At 75.2% G+C, this 22,467-nt stretch carries 18 protein-coding genes and 1 pseudogene; 11 read left to right on the forward strand and 8 right to left on the reverse strand.

The window, feature by feature from the left end; translation table 11 throughout:
* Positions 1-170: 170 nt before the first annotated feature.
* Positions 171-842 (reverse strand): annotated as a pseudogene (locus ACIGO8_RS20550) (YitT family protein); the annotation flags it as partial.
* 64 nt (positions 843-906) lie between these two features.
* On the opposite strand from ACIGO8_RS20550, the gene ACIGO8_RS20555 reads away from it, so the two are divergent.
* The gene (locus tag ACIGO8_RS20555; protein WP_399732304.1) at positions 907-2,406 is read left to right on the forward strand and encodes a PLP-dependent aminotransferase family protein; all 1,500 of its coding nucleotides are present in this window, start codon (positions 907-909) and stop codon (positions 2,404-2,406) included.
* A 76-nt stretch (positions 2,407-2,482) separates the two neighbouring features.
* Here ACIGO8_RS20555 and ACIGO8_RS20560 read toward each other — a convergent pair whose 3' ends face one another.
* Together ACIGO8_RS20560 and ACIGO8_RS20565 are read right to left on the reverse strand one after the other, a co-directional pair.
* Positions 2,483-4,243 carry a hypothetical protein gene (locus tag ACIGO8_RS20560; protein WP_399732306.1) on the reverse strand — a complete coding sequence of 587 codons (1,761 nt, stop codon included), beginning with the start codon at positions 4,241-4,243 and terminating at the stop codon, positions 2,483-2,485.
* A 37-nt stretch (positions 4,244-4,280) separates the two neighbouring features.
* On the reverse strand, positions 4,281-4,475 hold the full coding sequence (locus ACIGO8_RS20565) for a hypothetical protein (RefSeq protein WP_329122987.1): 195 nt from the start codon (positions 4,473-4,475) through the stop codon (positions 4,281-4,283).
* Between the two features lie 311 nt (positions 4,476-4,786).
* Here ACIGO8_RS20565 and ACIGO8_RS20570 point away from each other — a divergent pair, with 311 nt between their 5' ends.
* The 6 genes from ACIGO8_RS20570 to ACIGO8_RS20595 all read left to right on the forward strand — a co-directional run bounded on the left by ACIGO8_RS20570 (position 4,787) and on the right by ACIGO8_RS20595 (position 14,089).
* Entirely contained in the window at positions 4,787-5,185 is a 399-nt protein-coding gene (locus tag ACIGO8_RS20570) for an ankyrin repeat domain-containing protein (RefSeq protein ID WP_399732309.1), read from the forward strand.
* Positions 5,186-5,427: 242 nt separating this feature from the next.
* Complete coding sequence (locus tag ACIGO8_RS20575) at positions 5,428-6,849, forward strand: HEAT repeat domain-containing protein (RefSeq protein WP_399732311.1); 1,422 nt, start codon at positions 5,428-5,430, stop codon at positions 6,847-6,849.
* A 205-nt stretch (positions 6,850-7,054) separates the two neighbouring features.
* On the forward strand, positions 7,055-8,182 hold the full coding sequence (locus tag ACIGO8_RS20580) for a glycosyltransferase family 4 protein (RefSeq protein ID WP_399732314.1): 1,128 nt from the start codon (positions 7,055-7,057) through the stop codon (positions 8,180-8,182).
* Positions 8,183-8,382: 200 nt separating this feature from the next.
* Positions 8,383-9,516, forward strand: coding sequence for a glycosyltransferase (locus ACIGO8_RS20585; RefSeq protein ID WP_399732451.1), 1,134 nt, complete (start codon positions 8,383-8,385; stop codon positions 9,514-9,516).
* A gap of 77 nt (positions 9,517-9,593) precedes the next feature.
* Positions 9,594-10,472 (forward strand): SGNH/GDSL hydrolase family protein, encoded by an 879-nt coding sequence (locus ACIGO8_RS20590; RefSeq protein WP_399732453.1) that lies wholly within the window; start codon positions 9,594-9,596, stop codon positions 10,470-10,472.
* On the forward strand, positions 10,469-14,089 hold the full coding sequence (locus tag ACIGO8_RS20595) for a hydantoinase B/oxoprolinase family protein (RefSeq protein ID WP_399732317.1): 3,621 nt from the start codon (positions 10,469-10,471) through the stop codon (positions 14,087-14,089). Before ACIGO8_RS20590 ends, ACIGO8_RS20595 begins: the two co-directional genes overlap by 4 nt.
* A gap of 22 nt (positions 14,090-14,111) precedes the next feature.
* Here the strand turns inward: ACIGO8_RS20595 and ACIGO8_RS20600 are convergent, their stop codons facing one another.
* From ACIGO8_RS20600 to ACIGO8_RS20620, 5 genes are read right to left on the reverse strand one after another with little or no spacing between them, the layout of a single operon-like run.
* Positions 14,112-14,975: a biotin-dependent carboxyltransferase family protein gene (locus ACIGO8_RS20600; RefSeq protein WP_399732320.1), complete on the reverse strand. Its 864-nt coding sequence runs from the start codon at positions 14,973-14,975 to the stop codon at positions 14,112-14,114.
* Entirely contained in the window at positions 14,972-15,598 is a 627-nt protein-coding gene (locus tag ACIGO8_RS20605; RefSeq protein ID WP_399732323.1) for an allophanate hydrolase subunit 1, read from the reverse strand. Before ACIGO8_RS20605 ends, ACIGO8_RS20600 begins: the two co-directional genes overlap by 4 nt.
* Positions 15,595-16,374, reverse strand: a complete 780-nt coding sequence (locus tag ACIGO8_RS20610; protein WP_399732325.1) for a LamB/YcsF family protein — start codon at positions 16,372-16,374, stop codon at positions 15,595-15,597. Before ACIGO8_RS20610 ends, ACIGO8_RS20605 begins: the two co-directional genes overlap by 4 nt.
* Positions 16,375-16,419: 45 nt before the next feature.
* Positions 16,420-17,220, reverse strand: a complete 801-nt coding sequence (locus ACIGO8_RS20615; protein ID WP_399732328.1) for a putative hydro-lyase — start codon at positions 17,218-17,220, stop codon at positions 16,420-16,422.
* Complete coding sequence (locus ACIGO8_RS20620; protein ID WP_399732331.1) at positions 17,217-18,497, reverse strand: MFS transporter; 1,281 nt, start codon at positions 18,495-18,497, stop codon at positions 17,217-17,219. The genes ACIGO8_RS20615 and ACIGO8_RS20620 overlap by 4 nt, the downstream gene beginning before the upstream one ends.
* Positions 18,498-18,697: 200 nt before the next feature.
* On the opposite strand from ACIGO8_RS20620, the gene ACIGO8_RS20625 reads away from it, so the two are divergent.
* From ACIGO8_RS20625 to ACIGO8_RS20640, 4 genes are all read left to right on the forward strand, one after another.
* Positions 18,698-19,393: a GntR family transcriptional regulator gene (locus ACIGO8_RS20625; RefSeq protein ID WP_399732334.1), complete on the forward strand. Its 696-nt coding sequence runs from the start codon at positions 18,698-18,700 to the stop codon at positions 19,391-19,393.
* 204 nt (positions 19,394-19,597) lie between these two features.
* On the forward strand, positions 19,598-21,145 hold the full coding sequence (locus ACIGO8_RS20630; RefSeq protein WP_399732337.1) for a hypothetical protein: 1,548 nt from the start codon (positions 19,598-19,600) through the stop codon (positions 21,143-21,145).
* The gene (locus tag ACIGO8_RS20635) at positions 21,142-21,558 is read left to right on the forward strand and encodes a hypothetical protein (protein ID WP_399732340.1); all 417 of its coding nucleotides are present in this window, start codon (positions 21,142-21,144) and stop codon (positions 21,556-21,558) included. Before ACIGO8_RS20630 ends, ACIGO8_RS20635 begins: the two co-directional genes overlap by 4 nt.
* Positions 21,555-22,451: a hypothetical protein gene (locus tag ACIGO8_RS20640; RefSeq protein ID WP_399732343.1), complete on the forward strand. Its 897-nt coding sequence runs from the start codon at positions 21,555-21,557 to the stop codon at positions 22,449-22,451. The genes ACIGO8_RS20635 and ACIGO8_RS20640 overlap by 4 nt, the downstream gene beginning before the upstream one ends.
* The last annotated feature ends 16 nt before the right edge of the window (positions 22,452-22,467 follow it).

Consider the following 22,467-nt stretch of genomic DNA (forward strand, 5'->3'; position numbering starts at 1 on the left):
GCGACCGGATCGCATCCAGGATCCTGAACATCGGATCCAGGATCCTGAACATCGGATCCGATCTGCGGGATATCGGATCCGATCTGCGGGATATCGGATCCGATCTCCTGGATGTCGGATCCAGGATCCGACGCCGACTCCGACTCCGACTCCGAGTCCGAGTCCGAGTCCGAGTCCGACTCCGACTCCGGGACGGCGAACCAGCGCAGGAAGAACTGCGCGAGCGGCCCGATGGCGAGCGCGTACAGGACGGTGCCGACGCCGACCGAGCCGCCGAGCAGGAATCCCGTGGCGACGACCGCGACCTCGATCGCCGTACGGACCAGCCGGATCGACCGGCCCGTGAGCCGGTGCAGACCGGTCATCAGGCCGTCGCGCGGGCCGGGGCCGAAGCGGGCCGCGATGTAGAGGCCGGTCGCCGCACCGTTGAGGACGATGCCGAGCACCATCAGCGCGATCCCGGCCGGCAGGCCGTCCGTCTCGGGCACCAGCGCCAGGGTGCCGTCCATGGCGAGCCCGATGGCGAAGACGTTGGAGACCGTGCCCAGGCCGGGTCGCTGCCGGATCGGGATCCACAGCAGGAGCACGACCGCTCCGACGACGATCGACACGACGCCGATGCTCAGTCCGGTCAGCTCGGCGAGCCCCTGGTGCAGCACGCCCCAGGGCTCCAGACCGAGCCCGCCCCGCACGAGCAGGGCCGAGCTGATGCCGTACAGCGCGAGACCGGCGTAGAGCTGGACGAGCCTGCGGGTGAGGTGCCGGCCGCGGAGACCGGAGGCGATGGACAAGGAAGTGCCCCCTTGAGAGAAGACCTGGGTGGTGCGGGTGGACTGACTCATGACACTCTGTGGCGGGAGACGAAGAGCCAACCATGGCCAATTCGCGGAAGGTGGACTGATTTCCATGGCCCAGTGGACTTCGGCCGTGGGGCCGGCCCAGCTCGCCCGGCAGCTCAAGGCCCAGCAGCCGCGGCCCGCCGCGCCCGGAGCCCGCAAGCCGCCCGCGTACCGCGCCCTCGCCGACGGCATCCGCCTGCTGGTCCTGGAGGGCCGCGTCCCGGTCGCCGCCCGGCTGCCCGCCGAACGCGAACTGGCCGTCGCGCTCACCGTCAGCCGCACCACCGTCGCCGCCGCCTACGAGGCGCTGCGCGCCGAGGGCTTCCTGGAGTCCCGCCGCGGCGCCGGCAGCTGGACCGCCGTCCCGGCCGGCAACCCGCTGCCCGCCCGCGGCCTGGAGCCGCTGCCGCCCGAGTCCCTCGGCTCGATGATCGACCTCGGCTGCGCGGCCCTGCCCGCGCCCGAGCCCTGGCTCACCCGCGGCATCCAGGGCGCCCTGGAGGAGCTGCCGCCGTACGCCCACACGCACGGCGACTACCCGGCCGGCCTGCCTGCGCTGCGGCAGATGCTCGCCGACCGCTACACCGAGCGCGGCATCCCCACCATGCCCGAGCAGATCATGGTCACCACCGGTGCCATGGGCGCCATCGACGCGATCTGCCACCTCTTCGCCGGCCGCGGCGAGCGGATCGCCGTCGAGTCGCCCTCGTACGCCAACATCCTCCAGCTGATGCGCGAGGCGGGCGCCCGGCTCGTGCCCGTCGCCATGGCCGAGGGCCTCGCCGGCTGGGACCTGGGCCGCTGGCGCCAGGTGCTGCGCGACGCGGCGCCCCGCCTCGCGTACGTCGTCGCCGACTTCCACAACCCCACCGGTGCCCTCGCCGACGAGGACCAGCGGCGGCAGCTGGTGGAGGCGGCCCGCTCCGCCGGAACCGTCCTCGTGGTCGACGAGACGATGACCGAGCTGTTCCTGGACGACGACCTGGAGATGCCCCGGCGGGTCTGCGCCTTCGACCCGGCCGGCGCCACCGTGCTGACGGTCGGCTCGGCGAGCAAGGCGTTCTGGGCGGGCATGCGGATCGGCTGGGTGCGGGCCGCGCCCGACGTCATCCGCTCCCTGGTCGCCGCCCGCGCCTACGCCGACCTCGGCACGCCCGTCCTGGAGCAGCTGGGCGTCAACTGGCTGATGCGCACCGGCGGCTGGGAGGAGGCCGTCAGCCTGCGCCGCAGCCAGGCCCGCGAGAACCGCGACGCCCTGGTGACGGCGGTCCGCAAGGAGCTGCCCGACTGGGAGTTCGAGGTGCCGCGCGGCGGACTGACGCTCTGGGTGCGCACCGGCGGTCTGTCCGGGTCCCGGCTCGCCGAGGTCGGCGAGCGCGTCGGCGTCCGGGTCCCTTCGGGGCCGCGCTTCGGTGTCGACGGCGCCTTCGAGGGCTACGTCCGGCTCCCGTTCACCGTCAGCGGCCCCGTCGCCGAGGAGGCCGCCGTCCGGCTGGCCGCCGCGGCCCGCCTCGTCGAGTCGGGCGCCGGCGCGGGCGTGGAGGCGACGCGCTCCTTCGTGGCGTAGCGGACGGACCGAGCGACGAAGAGGGCGGCCGCACCCGTCGGGGTGCGGCCGCCCTCTTCCGTACGGCGTCGGGAGTTCAGCCCTCCGCCGCGACGGGAGAGGGCAACGAGGCCGTGCCCGGTTCCTTGCGCAGGGTCGGCGCCGTGTCGGGGTCCAGGTCCTCGTGGCCGGCCCGGCTCTCCGGGCCCTCGCGGTCCAGGACGGGCAGCGGGGCGGTGGCCGTGACCGCGGCCCGGTCCGGTTCCGCGGCCGCTCCGGGAGCCGCGTCGGCCGTCGCCGTCACCGCCGCCGCGGGCGGCACCGCCGGCACCGCCGGTGCCGCGACCGTCGCCGTGCGGCGCTCCGGCAGCAGCTCCAGGACCGCCCGGCGGTGCGCCTCGGTGGCCTCGTCGTCGTACGGATCGGGCGTCGCCGGCACCTGGAGGCGCAGCACCGGCGCGCTGCCGAGGCGGACGTAACCGCGCCCCGGCGGGACGTCCGGGACGGGCGTGGTGTGCGGGCCGGTGCCCAGGACCGCGGCGATCTGCTCGTGCGAGGCGGGCCCGAGCACCACGCGGGCCCGGGTGTGACCGCGCACCGTCTCGCCCAGCGCGTCCAGGCTGTCGAACTGCTCGGCCACGACCACCGTGACCTGCGCGGCCCGGCCGTGCCGCAGCGGCACCTGGAGCAGGTCCTGCGGGTCGGGCCGGCCATGGGCGGCGGCCAGGTGGCCGAGCACGCTGGGCCGGTCGAGCAGGATCCACAGCGGGCGGCGGGTGTCCTCGGGCGCCGGCTGGCCGGACTGCCGGGCCCGGTTCGCGGCGACGAGCCGCCGCTCGGTCTCGTTCGCGGCCCATTCCAGGCTGGCCAGCGCCCCGCCGAGCCCGCACTCGACGGCGAGCACACCGGCCCGGCCGACCAGGCACGCGTACTCGCCGGTGCCGCTGCCCTCGATCACCAGCACGTCGCCGTGCGGAAGGGCCTGGAGCGCGATCGAGCGGAGCAGGGAGGTGGTGCCGCTGCCGGGCTGGCCGACGGCGAGCAGATGCGGCTCGGTGGAGCGGAAGCCGGTGCGCCAGACGACGGCCGGGGCGTCCTCGGTGCCGTCGGAGGCCACGACGGGCACGGTCCGCTGCACGGCGTCGGCGTCGGTGAAGCCGAGCACGGTCTCGCCGGGCGCGGTGACGAAGCGCTGGGCGGCGATGGTGGTCGGCAGCGGGGGCAGTACCCGCAGGGTGAGCTGGTTGCCCTCCTCGTCCCAGTCGAAGAGGTATTCGCGGCCCCGGCCCGACTTGGCGTGCAGCAGCTGCTCGATGCGGGCCCGGGCGGCCGGCTCGCCGTCGGTGAAGTACGGGGGATAGGAGATCCGCAGCCGGGTGAGGCGGCCGTCGTCGTCGAAGGCGTAGTCGGCGAAGGCGGCGCCGAAGTCGCCGCCGTGGGCGAACAGCGGCTCCGGATCCTCGGGGAGAGACAGATACGGCACCAGGGCCTCGTAGAGGCCCTTGAGCCGGGCGACCTCGGCGTCGTCCGGCCCGGTCTTGACGACCGGGCGCTGACGTCCCTGCCAGGCGGCCGCGCCCATCAGCGCCACGAGCGCGAGCAGCGGACCGTACGGCACGAGGGCGACGGCGACGACGCAGGCCGCGACCAGGAACAGCGTGGGACCGCGCCGCTCCTTGGGGGTCGCGGCCCACTTGCCGCGCGCGGTCGCGGCCAGCTTCCGCAGACCACGTGTGACGGTGATCAGCGGATGGAGCACGTCGGTGGCACTGTCGGCGGCCGTGCGCGCGATCTCTCGGCTGCGAGCGATCTGTGCGCTGCCGCTGCTCAGAATGCGGGGGAGTGGTCGCCGGGCCACGTCGTACTCCTGGAGGGGTGGAAGGGGATGAGAGGCGTCAGAACTTGATCCCGCCCAAGAGGCTGGCGAGGCTCTGGCCGCCGGCGGTGATGCTCGGGGCGATCGCGGTGCCCGCGAGGTAGAAGCCGAACAGTGAGCTGACGAGGGCGTGCGAGGCCTTCATGCCGTCCTTCTTGAAGAACAGGAAGCAGATGATGCCGAGCAGGACGACGCCTGAGATGGACAGGATCATGAGGTGTTCTCCTGGTTGAGGGGACAGTCACCTTGAGTCCTTCCAGGTTCACAGCAAGTATCGATATGACTAAAGGTGCAAATGGGTGAACGGTGGGCGATTTCACTTGACCGGCGGATGCCGGGGCCTCTCCGGGTGGCGAAACGCGCGCCGTGCGCTAGGGCGCCGGGCCCCGGGGTGAGCCGCGATGATCCTTGCCGCGGACGCGCCCCCTCATGTCGCGCCACGGGCAGTACCCTGTCGATTCACTCGTACGGCCCCGCCCGCCGTGCGGGGGACCGGCAAGGACGCAAGGAGAGGTGGGCACCACGATGAGCGAGCACGAGACCCCGGACCCCGAGGTCGTCGAACTGGCCTCCAAGGTCTTCGACCTGGCCCGCACCGGGGACGCGGCGACCCTGGCCGCCTACCTCGACGCCGGCGTCCCGGCCGACCTCAGCAACGAGAAGGGCGACTCGCTCGTCATGCTCGCCGCCTACCACGGCCACCCCGCCGCCGTCACCGCCCTCCTCACCCGCGGCGCCGACGCCGACCGCGCCAACGACCGCGGCCAGACGCCGCTCGCCGGCGCCGTCTTCAAGGGCGAGGACGCCGTCGTCCGCGCCCTCCTCGCCGGCGGGGCGAATCCGGAAGCAGGGACTCCGTCCGCCGTGGATACCGCGCGGATGTTTGGGAAGGCAGAACTCCTGGAGCTCTTCGGAGCTCGGTGAACAACGGCTGAACCCCAGGTGAGACGGCGCCGTAAATGTGGTCGCGGTGGCGAAATGGGTGGGTCATCATGACGTCGGGCCCGCAGGGGGCCACCGACGAGAGGCAGAGGAAGATGGTCACTGGCAAGCGCAGGACGACGGGCGGCCCGACATGTTGCCGCACGGCCTAGGCGAACAGCCTGCCCCGGTTCATCCCGGGAATCCCCCCGGTCGTGTCGACAGCTTGATGTGAGGCGTCTTCCATGTTCGATCCAGTCATAGCGCCGAGCGGCACCCTGCTCGGTCTGCTGCAGCGGGGCCGCGGCGACGGCACGCTGCACGCGCTCGCCGCACCACGTGCCGAGGCCCTCGCGGCCCTCAACCACTGCGTGCTCGACGACCCCCGCCACGACTGGCGGGTCGAGAACCGCTCCCTCTACTACGCGCGGCTCTACCTCGACCTCCACGGAGGTCTGGACGAGATCGAGGCGCACCTCTTCGGAGCCGAGGACCACCTCGACACCGAGGAGTCCAGGACCGGCCTCGCGCTCGCCGTGCTCGGCCACCTCGCCTCGTACGGCCGCCGCGACGCCCTGCTGCTGCTCCGGCGCTACGCCGCCACCGGCACCAACTGGGCCTGGGCCCTCGACGAGCTCGCGCTGCGCGACGACGACGCGGGCCTGCGCGCCCTCGCCGTGCCCGTCCTCGCCCGCTTCCCGGCCGACGCCGAGGGCGAGGCCGAGCTGGCCGCCGCCGTCCGCGACGCCTTCGAACCGCGGCCCTGGCGGCTGTGGGCCGAGGACCCGCGGCCCACCGTCGGCGCCCGCCTCAAGGCCGCCCGCGAGCAGGGCTCCTTCGACCGCTGGCAGCGCCAGATGCGACCCGGCGGGCCCCGGCCCGGCTGGAGCGTGCGGGCCGTCCTCGACTGGGCCCAGGAAGGCCACGAGCGCGGCGCCGAACTGTACGGGCCCGCCGCCCGCTGCCTGGTCGCCGTGGCCGCGCCCGAGGACCGCGACACGATCCTCGCCGCCGCCCGCAGCGGCCCCGACGGAGCCCGCTGCGCCGCCCTGCACTACCTCGCCGAGGCCCAGGACCCCGCCGTCCTCGACCTCGTCGAGTCCGCCGTCGCCGACGGGTCACCCACCGTCGCCGACGCCGCCGTCACCGCCTACCAGCGGATGAGCGGCGAGGCCGCCGTCGACCGGGCGCGCGGCTGGATCCACCGGCCCGACGCGCTCGGCGCCGCCGCGGCCGCGACGCTCGCCCATCGCGGCGGCCCCGAGGACTCCCCCCTCGTCCTCGGTGCCCTCCGCGAGACGGTCCGCGCCCAGGGCCCCGACGCCCCGGCCCTCTACCCGCTCGTCGACGGCGCGGGACGCCTCGGCATCGTCTGCGCCGCGCCCGTGCTGCGCCACGTCTACCGCGAGACCGCCTCCTCCCAGCTGCGCGGCCGCACCGCCCGCGCCCTGGCCACGACCGACGCCGGCTTCGCCAGCGGCTTCGCCGTCGAGTGCCTCTGGGACTGCGAGGAGACCACCCGCGAGATCGCCGCGCTCCACGCCGAGACCGGCGACGCCCGCGTCGCCGACCGCCTGCGCCGCCTCGCCGCCGATCCGGCCGAGGAGGCCGAGGTCCAGGACGCCGTCCGGGGCCGCATAGGCCCGGATCTGGACCTGCAGGTTTGACGACCGGCGTTGCGGCGTCGGACGGACGGGGGCGGCCCGGGCAGGGCCGCCCCCGTCCGTCGTCCTCGTAGGGACCGGGTTTCCGAAGGGACCGGGTCTTCGACGGGGCCGGGCCGCGGGCGCCGGGGGAAACGCTCATGGGACGTTCCCCGGCCGTCCAGATCCACTTTGACGGGGACACGCCGAGTCGGACGACAACACGGGTATGCGTGTCGTCATCGTCACCGAGTCCTTCCCGCCCGACGTCAACGGCGTGGCCCACTGCGCCCTGCAGACCGCCCGTCACCTCGCCCGCCGCGGCCACGACCCGCTCGTCGTCGCGCCCGCGGTCCCGGCCTCCGCCGCGGGCACGGACGCCGACGCGCCCTGCCCCGTCGTCCGCGTCCCGTCCCTGCCGCTGCCCGGCTATCCGCAGGTACGGGTCGCCCTGCCCAGTCGGCGCGTCGCCGCCGCCCTCGCCGCGCACCGCGCCGACCTCGTGCACCTGGCGAGCCCGTTCGTCCTCGGCATGCGCGGGATGACCGCGGCCACCCGGCTCGGCCTGCCGGCCGTGGCCGTCTACCAGACCGACCTCGCCGGCTACGCCCGCACCTACATGGGCACCGGCGAGGCCGCCGCCTGGCGCCGGCTGCGCGCGGTGCACGGCGCCGCCGACCGCACCCTCGCGCCGTCCACCGCCAGCATGCGCGACCTCCAGGCGCACGGGATCGGCCGGATACGGCTGTGGGGCCGCGGAGTCGACACCGCGCGCTTCCGGCCCGAGCTGCGCGACGAGGACCTGCGCCGCCGGCTCGCACCCCACGGCGAGACGATCGTGGGTTACGTGGGCCGCCTCGCTCCCGAGAAGCGCGTCGAACTGCTCGCCGGCGCGTGCGCGCTGCCCGGCGTACGGGTCGTGGTCGTCGGCGACGGCCCCAGCGAGCCCGGCCTGCGCGCCGCCCTGCCCGGCGCCGTCTTCCTCGGCCGGCGCACCGGTGACGACCTCGCGCGGATCTTCGCCTCGCTCGACCTGTTCGCTCACACCGGTCCGTACGAGACCTTCTGCCAGACCGTGCAGGAGGCCATGGCCAGCGGCGTGCCCGTCGTCGCGCCCGCCGCCGGGGGCCCGCTGGACCTCGTCGCGCACCGCCGCACCGGGCTGCTGATCCCGCCCGAGGAACCGGACGAGCTGCGCGCCGCCGTCGCCGCGCTGGCCGCCGCGCCCGCCCTGCGTGCCGCCTACGGCAGAGCCGGCCGAGCCACGGTCGAACGGCGCACCTGGGAGGCGGTCGGCGACGAACTGATCGGCCACTACCGCGAGGTGCTGCGCGAGCGGACGGCGGTGGCGGCGTGAGGGGCCCGGTGGACGGCACGCGGACGAGCGGCGCGGGCGGCTCCGCCGTAGGCAGCCCGGACCTGAGGCGTACGGGCGCGGGCGGTGTGGACCTGAGGCGTACGGGCGCGGGCGCGGGCCGCGGCGACGGGTTGCGTACGGGCGCGGGCCGCGAGGACGGGCGGCGGCGGGACGAGGGGCCCGGCCCGGCGCCGTACGGCCTGCGGATCGTGCGGCTCGCCAACTTCGTCACCCCGACCTCCGGCGGTCTGCGCACCGCCCTCGACCGGCTGGGCCGCGGTTACCGGGCCGCCGGACACGAGCCCGTCCTCGTCGTCCCCGGCGACACGGCGAGCGACCGGGACACCCCGCAGGGACGGGTGATCACCCTGCCCGGCCCCGAACTGCCCGGCACCGGCGGCTACCGCGTCCTCGCCGACCGCCGTCGCCTGCGCCGGCTCCTGGAGGACCTCGCGCCCGACCGCCTGGAGGTCTCCGACCGGACCACCCTGCGCTGGACCGGCGAGTGGGCCCGCCGCGCCCGCGTCCCGTCCGTGATGGTCTCCCACGAGACCGCCGACGGCGTGCTGCGCACCTGGGGCGTGCCCGACGCCCTCGCCGCCCGCGCGGCCGACCGGCTCAACCGCCGCAGCGCCTGGGCGTACTCCCGGATCGTCTGCACCACGGAGTGGGCCGAGCGGGAGTTCGTACGGATCGGCGCGCGCAACGTCGTCCGCGCCCCGCTCGGCGTCGACCTCGACCGCTGCCGGCCCGGACGCCGCAGCACCGTCCTGCGGGCGCGGTACGCGGACGGCGAGCGGGTGCTGCTCGTGATGTGCTCCCGGCTCTCGGTCGAGAAACGCCCCGGCACCGCGCTCGACGCCCTCGCCGCCCTGCGCGCCGGCGGCGTCCGGGCCGCTCTCGTGGTGGCCGGCGACGGGCCGCTCCGGGGCGCGCTCGAACGCCGGGCGCGGGAGCTGCGGCTCCCGGTGCGGTTCCTCGGCCACGTCGCCGACCGTGAGGCCCTCGCCGACCTCCAGGCCGCCGCCGACGTGTGCCTGGCGCCGGGACCCGCCGAGACCTTCGGCCTCGCGGCCCTCGAAGCCCTCGCCTGCGGCACGCCCGTGGTCTGCAGCGCCTCCTCGGCCCTGCCCGAGGTCGTCGCCGACGCCGGTGCCTGCGCCGGTGACGACCCGGCCGCCTTCTCCCGTGCCGTCCAGGCGCTGCTCGCCCGGCCCGAGGCCGAGCGCCGCGCGGCCGCCCGTAGCCGGGCCGAACTCTTCTCCTGGTCCCGCGCCACCGCCGCCTTCCTCGCCGCCCACGACGCCCTGCTGCCCCAGGAGACCCGCCGGTGACCGCCCGTGGCGAGGAGACGGTCGCCATCCGGCCCGCGCCCCCACCCCCACCCGCGCCCCCACCCGCGCCTTCACTCCTGCCCGCGCCCCCGTCCGCGCCCGCGCCCGGTCCGGAGGCGGCCGTCACCCGGTTCGTGGTGCTCGGCGACTCCCTCAGCGAGGGCGTCGGCGACCGGGTCGGCACGCGGTGGCGGGGCTGGGCCGCGCTGCTCGCCGACGCGCTGCACGCGGACACCGACGGCGGCGTGATGTTCCGGAACCTGGCCGTCAGCGGTGCGCAGAGCCTGGACGTCGCCGAGCGGCAACTGCCCGAGGCCCTCGCGCTGCGGCCCCACCTCGCCTCGGTCGTCGTCGGCGTCAACGACACCCTGCGCCGCACCTTCGACATCGGGCTGCTGGCCCGCCGGCTCGACCGCGTCTGCGCCGAGCTCACCGCCGGCGGGGCCGTGCTGCTCACCGCCTGTCTGCCCGACCCCGGCCGGATGCTCGCCCTGCCCGCGCCGCTCGCCCGCCCGCTGGCCCGCCGGCAGCGGGCCGTCAACGCGGTCGTGCACGCGCTCTCCGCCCGCCACGGAGCCGTCCACCTGCACCTCGACGGGCCCGCCTGGACCGAGGACCGCGACCTGTGGAGCGCCGACCGGCTGCACCCGGGAGAGCGCGGCCACCGCGCCGTCGCCGCCGCGTTCCACCGGCTCCTGCGCGAACGGGGCCTCGCCCACGGCGCACCTCCCTCGCCCGAGCCCGAACAGCCGCCGCCGACCCGCACCGACGCCCTGCTCTGGCTCGCCACCGCCGGCACCGCCTGGGTCGTACGCCGCTGCGGCGACCTGCTGCCGCAGCTGCTCCTGCTCGCCGCCGCCGAGCTGCGCCACTCCGCCACCGGCACCCGCGTCCGCCTCGACGCGCGCGCCGACCTCGCCCTCTCCCGGGCCCTCGCGGCGACAATGAGGACATGACCGCAGAGCCGGGCGCCGGCCGCTGGGAGTTCTGGATCGACCGGGGCGGCACCTTCACCGATGTCGTCGGCCGTCGCCCCGACGGGCGCCTCGTCACCCGCAAACTCCTCTCCCACGACCCGCACCGCCCGCACGACGCCGCCGTCGCCGGCATCCGCCTCCTCCTCGGCCTCGGCCCGGACGAGCCCGTTCCCGCCGAGCGCGTCGCCGTCGTCAAGATGGGCACCACCGTCGCCACCAACGCCCTCCTGGAACGGCGCGGCGAACCCACCCTCCTGCTCGTCACCAGCGGCTTCCGCGACGCCCTGCGCATCGCCTACCAGAACCGGCCCCGCATCTTCGACCGCCGCATCGTGCTGCCCGAGGCGGTGTACGAGCGGGTCGCCGAGGTCCCCGAACGCCTCGACGCCCACGGCCGCGTCGTCACCCCGCTCGACGAGGACGCCGTCACCGCCGCCCTGGCCACCGCCCACCGCGACGGCCTGCGCTCCGCCGCCGTCGTCCTGCTCCACGGCTACCGCAACCCCGCCCACGAGACCCGCGTCGCCGCACTCGCCCGCGCCGCCGGCTTCACCCAGGTCAGCTGCTCCCACGAGGTCAGCCCGCTCATCAAGCTCGTCCCGCGCGGAGACACCACCGTCGTCGACGCCTACCTCTCGCCGATCCTGCGCCGCTACGTCGACGAGGTCGCCCGCGAACTCGCCGGGATCCGCCTGATGTTCATGCAGTCCAACGGAGGACTGCGCGAGGCCGCCCACTTCCGCGGCAAGGACGCCGTCCTGTCCGGCCCCGCCGGCGGCGTCGTCGGCATGGCCCGTACTTCGCGGCAGGCCGGCTTCGACCGGGTCGTCGGCTTCGACATGGGCGGCACCTCCACCGACGTGTCGCATCACGCGGGCGAGTTCGAGCGGGAACTCGGCACCCAGGTCGCCGGAGTGCGGATGCGCGCACCGATGATGAGCATCCACACCGTCGCCGCCGGCGGCGGCTCCGTCCTCCACTACGACGGGCAGCGCTACCGCGTCGGCCCCGACTCCGCCGGCGCCGTGCCCGGCCCCGCCTGCTACCGCCGCGGCGGCCCGCTCACCGTCACCGACGCCAACGTGATGCTGGGACGGATCCAGCCCGACCACTTCCCGGCCGTGTTCGGCGAACACGGCGACCAGCCGCTCGACGCCGACGTCGTCCGCGCCCGCTTCACGGCGCTCGCCGCCGAGATCGGCGGCGGCCGCACACCGGAGCAGGTCGCCGCCGGCTTCCTGGAGATCGCCGTCCTCAACATGGCCAACGCCGTCAAGAAGATCTCCGTCCAGCGCGGCCACGACGTCACCCGCTACGCCCTCACCTGCTTCGGCGGCGCGGGCGGCCAGCACGCCTGCGCGGTCGCCGACGCGCTGGGCGTCGACACCGTGCTCGTACCACCGCTCGCCGGTGTCCTGTCCGCGTACGGAATCGGTCTCGCCGACGCCACCGCCATGCGCGAGCGGTCCGTCGAGGCCGACCTCGACGCGCCCGGCACCCGCGAGCGCGTCGACCGCCTCTGCGCCGAACTCGCCGACCGCACCCGCGGCGAACTGCGCGCCGACGCCCTGCCCGACGAGGCGATCACCACCCACGCGCGCGTACTGCTGCGCTACGCCGGCACCGACGCGAGCCTGCCCGTGCCGCTCGCCGACCCGGAAGAGATGAAAGCCGCGTTCACAGCCCTCCACCGCGGACGCTACGGCTTCACCATGGACCAACCCCTCGTCGTCGAGGCCGTCTCCGTCGAGGCCGTCGGCACCACCGGCCCGCACGGCCCCGTCGTCGTGCCACGGTCCGCGCGGAAGGGCGCCCTGACACCGCGGGCCACCGTCACCGCGTACAGCGGCGGCCGGCCCGTCGAGACGCCGCTCCACCGCCGCGAGGACCTGCGCCCCGACGACACCGTCACCGGCCCCGCCGTCCTCGCCGAGGCCGACGCCACCACCGTCGTCGACCCGGGCTGGCGCGCCACCGCCACCGAGGACGGCCACCTGCTGCTGCGCCGCATCACGCCCCGGCCCGCCCGCACGGCCGCAGGCACCGACGTCGACCCGGTCCTCCTGGAGGTCTTCAACAACCTCTTCATGGCCGTCGCCGAGCAGATGGGCGTCCGCCTGGAGAACACCGCCCGGTCCGTCAACATCAAGGAACGCCTCGACTTCTCCTGCGCCCTCTTCGACCCGGACGGCAACCTCATCGCCAACGCGCCGCACATCCCGGTCCACCTCGGCTCCATGGGCGAGTCCATCAAGGAGGTGCTGCGCCGCAACGAGGGCGACCTGCGGCCCGGGGACGTGTACGCCGTCAACGACCCGTACCACGGCGGCACCCACCTGCCCGACGTCACCGTCGTCACGCCCGTCTTCGACGACACCGGCGGCGAGCTGCGCTTCCTGGTCGCCTCCCGCGGCCACCACGCCGAGATCGGCGGCATCACGCCCGGCTCCATGCCCGCCTTCAGCCGCACCGTCCACGAGGAGGGCGTCCTCTTCGACAACTGGCTCCTCGTCCGCGACGGAAGGCTGCGCGAGACCGAGACCCGGGCCTTGCTCACCGGCGCCCCGTATCCCTCGCGCGACCCCGACACCAACCTCGCCGACCTGCGGGCCCAGATCGCCGCCAACGAGAAGGGCATCGAGGAACTCCGCAAGACGGTCGACCAGTTCGGACTCGACGTCGTGCACGCCTACATGCGGCACGTCCGCGCCAACGCCGAGGAGTCCGTACGCCGCATCGTCGCCGGGCTGCGGGACGGCTCCTGCCGCTACGAGACCGACGACGGCGCCGAGATCCGCGTCGACGTCCGCGTCGACCGCGCCCACCGCTCCGCCGTCATCGACTTCACCGGCACCTCGCCGCAGCGCGAGACGAACGCCAACGCGCCCACCTCCGTCGTCATGGCCGCCGTCCTCTACGTCTTCCGCACCCTCGTCGACGACGACATCCCGCTCAACAGCGGCTGCCTGGAACCGCTCGACGTGCGCGTCCCGCCCGGCTCCATGCTCGCCCCGAGCTTTCCCGCCGCCACCGTCGCCGGAAACGTCGAGACCTCACAGGCCGTCACCGGAGCCCTCTACGCGGCCCTCGGCGTCCAGGCGGAGGGCTCCGGCACGATGAACAACGTCACCTTCGGCAACGACCGCGTGCAGTACTACGAGACCGTCGCCAGCGGCTCCGGCGCGGGCGAGGACTTCGACGGCGCCGACGCGGTCCAGACCCACATGACCAACTCGCGGCTCACCGACCCCGAGATCCTCGAATGGCGCCACCCGGTCCGGGTCGACGCCTTCACGGTCCGCGAGGAGAGCCGCGGACCGGGCCGCCGGCACGGCGGCGCCGGCGTCGAGCGCCGCATCCGCTTCCTGGAACCCATGACCGTGGCCCTGCTCACCGGCCACCGCCGCGTCCCGCCGTACGGCATGGCGGGCGGCCTGCCGGGCGGGCTCGGCGCCAACTCCGTGGAACGCGCCGACGGCACCGTCGAGCGGCTCGGCGGCGTCGACACCACCGACGTCGGCCCCGGCGACGTCCTCGTCGTCCGCACACCCGGCGGCGGAGGATACGGCCCGCCGCCCGGTGACCCGCCGCCGTGAACCCGCGCCGCCCGCCACACCCTCAGCGGTACGGCACGAAGCGCACCACCGTCCCCGGCACCGCCTGCGCCGCGGCCGCCAGGTCCGCCTCGCGCACCACGGCCACCACCGGATAGCCGCCCGTCGTCGGGTGGTCGGCGAGGAACACCACCGGACGGCCGTCCGGCGGCACCTGCACCGCGCCCAACGGCATGCCCTCGCTGGGCAGTTCGCCACCGACGGCCCGCTCCAGGGGCGGACCCTCCGTGCGCAGCCCGATGCGGTTGCTCGCCGGCGACACCCACCACGCGCGCGTGGCGAGGGACTCCAGGGCGGCCGGCGTGAACCAGCGCTCGCGCGGTCCGAGCCGGACCCGCAGCACCAGTTCGTCCCGCGGGCCCGGCCAGGGCGGGGCGTCGACCGGCGCCGGTACGGCCGCCGGCGCGCCCAGCGGCAGCACCGCACCGTCCGCGAGCGGCGCCGGGCCGAGCCCGGACAGCAGGTCGGTGGAACGGCTGCCGAGCACCGGTTCGACGGCGACGCCGCCGGCGAAGGCCACGTACGAGCGCAGTCCGCGCACCGCCGTGCCCACCTCCACCAGCCGCCCGGGCCCGACCCGTACGGGCGCGCCCCAGGCGGCGGGCCGGCCTTCCACCCGTACCGGGCACGGCGCCCCGCCCACCGCCAGCGTCACCGCGCACCGCGGCCGCACCGCGCACCCGGTGAGGGTGGTCTCCAGGACGGCGGCGCCCTCCTCGTTGCCGAGCAGCCGGTTCAGGAGCCGTACCGCGCCCGGATCGAGCGCACCCGAGCGCGGCACGCCGAGATGCGCGTGTCCGGCCCGCCCGAGGTCCTGCACGGTGGTCAGCGCCCCGGCCCGTACGACGGCGAAGGCACGGTCGGTCATCGGCCGGCCGCCGTGAACCGCACCCGGGTGCCGGGGGACAGCAGCGCGGCCGGTTCCCGGGCCGGGTCCCAGAGCGTCGCGTCCGTCGTGCCGATCAGCTGCCAGCCACCGGGCGAGGACCGCGGATACACGCCCGTGTACGGACCGGCGAGCGCGACCGACCCGGCCGGCACCGCGGTGCGCGGAGTGGCCCGGCGCGGCACCTCGTAGCGGCCGCCAAGACCCGTCAGATAGCCGAAGCCCGGCGCGAACCCGCAGAACGCGACCCGGAACTCGGTGCCCGTGTGGATCCGCACGGCCGCCTCCACCGACACGCCCCAGCCGGCGGCCACCTCGGCGAGGTCGGGCCCGTCGTAGCGCACGGACAGCTCCACGGCCGCCGCCACGCGCGCGGGCAGGTCGGGCACGTCCCAGGAGCGCAGCTCGGCCGCGAGCCGGCCGGGCGCCGCCACGCCGTCGAGGAGCACCGTGCGCGCGGCCGGCACGATCTCCCGTACGGCGGGCAGCGTGCCCGCCTCCCGGCGGCGCAGCAGCTCCGCGTGGAAGGCCTCGGCCGCCTCCCCGCTCACCAGCTCGACGAGCAGGCCGTGGTCGCCGACCCGGAACACCTCACGGGCCCTCATGCGAAGGCCTCCACCCGGACTCCGGCCGACTCCAGGGCGGTCCGCACCCGGCGGGCCAGGTCCACCGCGCCGGGCGTGTCGCCGTGCAGGCACAGCGACCGGGCCCGTACCGCGACCGACCGTCCGCAGTGCGCGGTGACGGCGCCGAACCGGGCCATGGACACCGAGCGTTCCACGACCTCGGCCGGGTCGTGCAGCACGGCGCCCTCCTGCCCCCGTGGCAGCAGGGTGCCGTCCGCCCGGTAGGCGCGGTCGCCGAACGCCTCGCCGACGACCGGCAGTCCGGCCTTCGCGGCCGCCTCGTGCAGCCGGGAGCCGGGCAGCCCGAGCACCGGCAGACCCGGCCCCGGCCCGCCGGCGGAGGCGAGGAGCACGCCGTCGACGACCGCCGCCGCCTGCTCCTCGTCGCGCGCCACCCGGTTGTAGAGCGCCCCGTGCGGCTTGACGTACGCCACCCGTGAACCGGCCGCGCGGGCGAACACCTCCAGGGCGCCGATCTGGTACGCGACCTCCGCGGCCAGCTCGGCCGCCGGCACGTCCATGGCGCGCCGCCCGAAGCCGGCCAGGTCGCGGTAGGAGACCTGGGCCCCGATCCGTACCCCGCGCTCCGCCGCCAGCTCGCAGACGCGCCGCATCGTCGCCGCGTCCCCGGCGTGGAAGCCGCAGGCCACGTTGGCGCTGGTGACGACCGACAGCAGCCGCTCGTCGTCGGTCAGCGTCCACCGGCCGAAGCCCTCGCCGAGATCGGCGTTGAGGTCGATCGAGACCCGGGTCATGAGAGGTTTCCTTTCCTGATCTTGCGCAGAAGAGCCCGATTCCGGTCAGGCGGCGACGCGGTACTCCGTGTCCCGCACGTCCGTCACGAACATCCGGCCCGGCGCGTGGGTGATCGCGAACGGTGGGCGCGAGGCCGTCACCGCCGCCTGCGGAGTGACCCCGCACGCCCAGAACACCGGCACGTCGCCCGGCTCGGCGACCACCGGGTCACCGAAGTCGGGCCGGTCCAGGTCGCGGATGCCGAGCGCCGCCGGGTCGCCGGCGTGCACCGGCGCCCCGTGCACCGCAGGCAAAAGCCCGCTGATCCGCCGCGCGACGGGCACCAGCCCGGCCGGCACCGGCCGCATCGACACCACCATCGGCCCGTGCAGCCGCCCGGCGGGCCGGCAGGCCCGGTCGGTGACGTACATCGACACGTTCCGGCCCTGCTCCACATGGCGCAGCGGCACGCCCGCGTCGGCCAGCGCGCCCTCGAAGGTGAAGCTGCACCCGATGAGGAAGGACACCAGGTCGCCGCGCCAGTACGGCGTCACCTCCGCGGGCTCGTCGACGAGCCGGCCGTGCTCCCACACCCGGTAGCGCGGGATGTCGGTGCGCAGGTCGGCGTCCGGCGCGAGGGAGGTCCGCCAGGAGCCGGGGTCGGTGACGTCCAGCACGGGGCAGGGCCGCGGATTGCGGGTGCAGAAGAGGAGCACGTCGTACGCCCAGTCCGCGGGCACCGAGATCAGGTTGGCCTGGGTGTGGCCCGGCGCCCAGCCGGCCGTGGGAACGGTCGCTCCGGCGCGGGCCCGCGCGCGTGCCGTACGGGGATCGGGCACGACGGCGCCATGGGTGAAGGAGGTCATACGAGTTCCCTCCCGCGGGTCTCGGGCAGGCCGAGCAGCGCCAGCACGGCGAGGCCGTAGCCGACGGCGCCGAAGACCAGCGCACCGCCCACGCCCCAGCTGTCGGCGAGATAGCCGACCAGGGTGGGGAAGAGCGCGCCGACCGCGCGCCCGGTGTTGTAGGTCAGGCCCTGTCCGGTGCCGCGCACGGCGGTCGGGTAGAGCTCGGCGAGGAAGGAGCCGAAGCCGCTGAAGATGGCCGACATGCAGAAGCCGAGCGGGAAGCCGAGGACGAGGAGCAGCGTGTTCGCCCCGTCGGGGATGCGGGTGTAGGCGAGGACGGCGACGGCCGAGAGCACGGCGAAGAGCGCGATGTTCTTCTTCCGGCCGAGCCGGTCGGTGAGGTGGCCGCCGGTGAGGTAGCCGATGAAGGCCCCGGAGATGAGGAAGGCGAGATAGCCGCCGGTGCCGACGACGGTGAGCCCGCGCTCGGTCTTCAGATAGGTCGGCACCCATGTGGCGAGCGTGTAGTAGCCGCCCTGGACGCCGGTCGACAGCAGCACCGCGAAGAGGGTGGTGGACAGCAGTGGCCGGCGCAGGACGGCGGTGAACGAGCCCCGGTCGGCGGCGGTGCGGCGGACCTCGGCGGCCTGCGGGGCGTCCTCGACGTTGCGGCGCACGTACACGACGAGCAGGGCGGGCAGCGCGCCGGTCCAGAACATGACGCGCCAGGCGGTGTCGGCGTCGACGAGGCGGAAGACCAGGGTGTAGACGACCACGGCGAGCGCCCAGCCGGCCGCCCAGGCGCTCTGGACGCCGCCGAGGGTGCGGCCGCGGTGCTTGGCTGAGGCGTACTCGGCGACCAGGATCGCGCCGACCGCCCACTCGCCGCCGAAGCCGAGGCCCTGCAGGGCGCGGAAGACCATCAGGGTCTCGTAGTTCGGTGCGAAGCCGCACAGGACGGTGAAAAGCGCGTAGGTGACGACCGTGATCATCAGCGCCCGGACCCGTCCGATGCGGTCGGCGAGGATGCCGGCGAGGGCGCCGCCGACGGCGGAGACCACCAGGGTGACGGTGGTGAGGAGGCCGGTCTGGCCCTTGTCCAGGCCGAAGTGGGCCGCGATGGCGACCATCGACAGCGGCAGCGTGAAGAAGTCGTAGGAGTCCAGGGCGTATCCGCCGAAGGCGCCGCCGAACGCGCGCCGGCCGCGCGGGCCGAGGGCGCGCAGCCAGGCGAACGCGCCGGTGTCGTCGGGGCGTTCGCCCTGGAGCCGCCGGGTGGTCTGGGTCGTGCTCATCTGCACCTCGCAGGAGGGAGGAGGGTGCGGGGAGAGACGTGCCGAAGAGCCGTGCTGAAGAGCCGTGCTGAAGAGCCGTGCGGTGTCGTTCAATGTAGGGATTGTTCAACGATCCGACAAGAGTCGTGTCGGCCCGTCCTTGTTTCCACGGCGGGACCTGCGATTGACTCGGCCCCGGACGACGGAGGGAACGCGGCACCATGGACGGACTGGGCGAACTGTCGGACGACCGCGCCCTGCTGGGACGCACGAGTACGGCGGAACGGGTCGCCGACATCCTGCGCACCCGGATCGCCGAAGGCTTCTTCCCGCCCGGCGCCCGCCTGTCGGAGGAGAGCATCGGCGGCGCCCTCGGTGTGTCCCGCAACACACTGCGCGAGGCGTTCCGGCTGCTCACGCACGAGCGGCTGCTCGTCCACCGCCTCAACCGCGGCGTCTTCGTCCGGGTCCTCGCCGTCGACGACGTCGTCGACATCTACCGCACCCGCCGCCTCGTCGAATGCGCCGTCGTGCAAGGGCTCGGCGCACCGCCCTACCCGGTCGCCGGCCTCGCCGCCGCCGTCGCGGAGGGCGAGCGGGCCGCCCGCGCCGCGGACTGGAAGGGCGTCTCCACCGCCAACATCCACTTCCACCGCGAACTCGTCGCGCTGGCGGGCAGCGCCCGCACCGACGAGCTGATGCGCGGCGTGCTCGCCGAACTCCGTCTCGCCTTCCACATCGTGGACGACCCGCGCGGACTCCATGAGCCTTATCTCCTACGAAACCGGGAGATTCTGGACGCCCTGCGAGCGGGCGAACGCGACCGGGCCCAACAGCTCCTGGACCGCTACCTCGACGACTCGCGCAGCCGGATCACCGAGGCGTACGCGAAGGCGGTCGACGACCCGGAGCCGTGACGGGCGCGGGAGGCAGGGCGCGGGCGTGGGCTTGGGCGACAGGGCTCGGGCGTGGGCTCGGGCGGCAGGGCTCGGGCGTGGACCGGCTCGGGTGCGGTGCGCGGTGGTCCCGGCCGGTCCCGGCCGGTCCCGCGCCCGTCACGGCTCCGGGTCGTATAAGCGCCGTTTCGACCGTTGTCAGTTCGAGGACCTAGTCTGTGCACCGTGACTTCGCCTGCCTCGACGGACCTCGCTCCGCCCCAGCTCAGCGCGGGGCCGCGCCCCGCGCAGGGCCCGGCCGCCGACGAAGGGCTCGCGCGGCGGCTCCGCGCGCTCGCGTGCACCGCTCCGCTGCACGACCTGGACGCGCGCAAGGCGAACCTGGCCGGCGAGTACTCGGTCTACGCGATGGCCGAGGTCGCCCTCGCCGCGATCGACCTGGTCACGCTCAACATGGACTTCGACACCGGCGCCGACGTCGAGCAGATAATCGCCCGCCTGCTGCCCCGCGTCGCCGCCCAGGCACCCACCCGGCCCGCCGCCGAGCACGAGCGCGTCGCCCGCTGGGTCCTGGAGAACCTGATCAACGTCGGCACCGTCGACCGCGGTTTCCGCGCGGTCTACGGCACGTTCGGCGCCGACGGCGTCTACACCCGCCGCGACTACGACTTCAAACTCATCGAAGAGGTCCCCGGCTACGGCGGCGGCGTCTATCTGCGCACCACCGACGAGGCCGTCAACGTCCTCGTCGGCGCCCTCGACACCGACGTCACCAGCGCCCAGATCGCCGCCGAGGTCAAGCTGGAGGTCCTCATCAGCAGGGGCCGCCTGGCCGACGCCCAGCTCGCCGCCGAGCAGGCCCGCTACCGGACCGTGCAGTACGCCGAGACGCTGCGCAAGACCCTGGAGGCCACCCGGCGCAACGTCCGCGCGGTCGACTGGCTCAACACCGTGCCCGACATGATCGCCGAGGCGCTCGACCACGTGGCCGACCGCTATCGCCACGAGAACGCGATCCTCACCAACATCCGCAAGGCGCGCGACGAGGCCGAGGCCGCGTCCGACGCGAAGACGGCGGAGCACAAGCGGCGCGCCGCCGAACTCGTCGACATCGTCAAGGACTGCATCCGCCGCCACACCCAGCTCCAGTCCCGGCTCCTGGAGGCCGGCCCGCTCTTCCGCGCCGAACAGGACCGGCAGGCCTTCGCCGCGCCCACCACCTACACCGGCCTCGACCTGTACGGGCAGCTCGTCGCGCCCGTCCTGCCGCTGCCCGTCGAACAGGCCACCAAGGTCACCGACGCCTTCTTCGCCCGCGGCACCGGACTGCGCGCTCCCGCCTCCGTCCGCCTCGGCGACCTCGTCGACCTGCTCCTCACGCCGCCCGTCGAGCGCCAGCACCTCGGCGCCGAGATGCCCGAGCCGGACCTGATCGCCACGCCCGACGACAGCCGCTTCAGCGAGGAGCAGCTCGCGAGCGCCATGGAGATCCTCGACCTGGAGCCCGAGGCCCCGCGCCGCCTCTCCGGCCTCCTCGCCGACGCCCGCCGCCGCGAGGGCACCGAGCTCGCCTACCTGGTCGCCCTCCTCGCCGTCCACGCCGCGAGCCCACCGGTCGGCACCGCCTACCGCCAGGGCGAGGAGCGCCTCCTCTTCGCCGTCGACGACGGCACACCTCTCGACGACCCCGACTTCGGCGGCGCCGACCTCATCGTCGGCACGGCCCTCCTCGACGCCGCGGGCATGGCCGCCGCCCGCACGGAGCCCACGTGACGACCCCGCCCACGGAGCCCCGGCCCTCCGCGACGCCCTGCCCCGCACCCGACGACACCCCGAGCCCACGCCTCGAGCTGCCCGCGTCCCCGGCCCTGCCCGGCCCGCGCCCGGCCGAGCCGCACGGCGACGGGCCCCGGGTGGCCGCCGTCGTCGTGGCGCGGCCGGTGGTGGCCGAGCGGGAGGCCGGAGCGGACGGGCCGCGGGTGGCGGCCGTGCCGGTGACCGACGGGGCGCCGGCTGAGCCGGAGCCGCGGCCGTTCGTCCGGCCGGTGCCGCTGCCGCGCGGCGAGCGCGCCGCGCAGGAGCCGCCGCCCGGTCCGCCGCCGGTCTCCGTCAGGCCCGTACGCCTGCCCGTCACCCCGCCCGAACCCGCGTCACAGAACCGCCGTACCGAGGAGCCCCAGCCGTGAGCGAACACCACGTCGAGCACACCGACGCGTGGAGCGAGCCGGAGGCCCCGCAGACACCGGCCGCGCCGGCCGCGCTCACGCCCGCCGACGCGGCCGACGCCGCGCGGCTGGTGTCCTTCGGGCTCCAGCCCAAGCTGCTGCCCGCCCGCGACGCCGAGTACGCCGACCTGCTCCGCCGCTACCGCGAGGACCCCGGCTTCGCCCGGCTCGCCGACGCCGTCGCCACCGGCCTCGGCCTCGTCGTCCTCGAGGTCTCGCCGCGCGCCGGCATGGCCGTCACCGCCGGCGAGGACTCCGTCTTCGCCGTCCGCATGGGCGACTACGCCCGCCGCGCCTCCACCGACTCCGCCGACCGGTTCCTGCACGGCCTCGCCCACCTCGCCGTCGCCGCCATGGCCTTCCCGCGCCCCGAGGACCTCGCCGACGACGGCTACATCGGCCGCCTCACCGTCAACGGCGTCGACGCCTTCGTCCGCCAGGCCTGCCGCCGCCTCGAAGAGCGCGCCGAGCAGCAGGGAGAGAACACCGACCCGGCCACCGACGCGCCCGGCCTGGAGGCCGCCTGGCGGATCTACGCCCGCCGCAGCGCCACCGGCGCCACCAAGGACGCCCGCCGGCTCGCCGGCTCCACCACCGGCATCGTCGGCAAGGCCGTCGCCTTCCTCACCGAGTCCGGCTTCCTGCAGCGCACCGGCGACGAGTCCGGCGGCTCCTACCGCACCACCGCCCGCTATCAGCTCCAGGTCCGCGACATGGCCGGCAACGCCGCCATGGCCGAACTCCTCGACCTCGGCATCGTCCCCGTCAGCGACGGCTCCGCGACCCTCCTGCCGCCGCCCGAGGGCGACGACCTGGAGATCGCCGCCGACGCCGGCCTGCCGTTCCACGCGTAACCGACCACCCCAGCCA

Source organism: Streptomyces sp. NPDC053493 (genome assembly GCF_044544825.1).
Classification (GTDB): Bacteria; Actinomycetota; Actinomycetes; order Streptomycetales; family Streptomycetaceae; genus Streptomyces.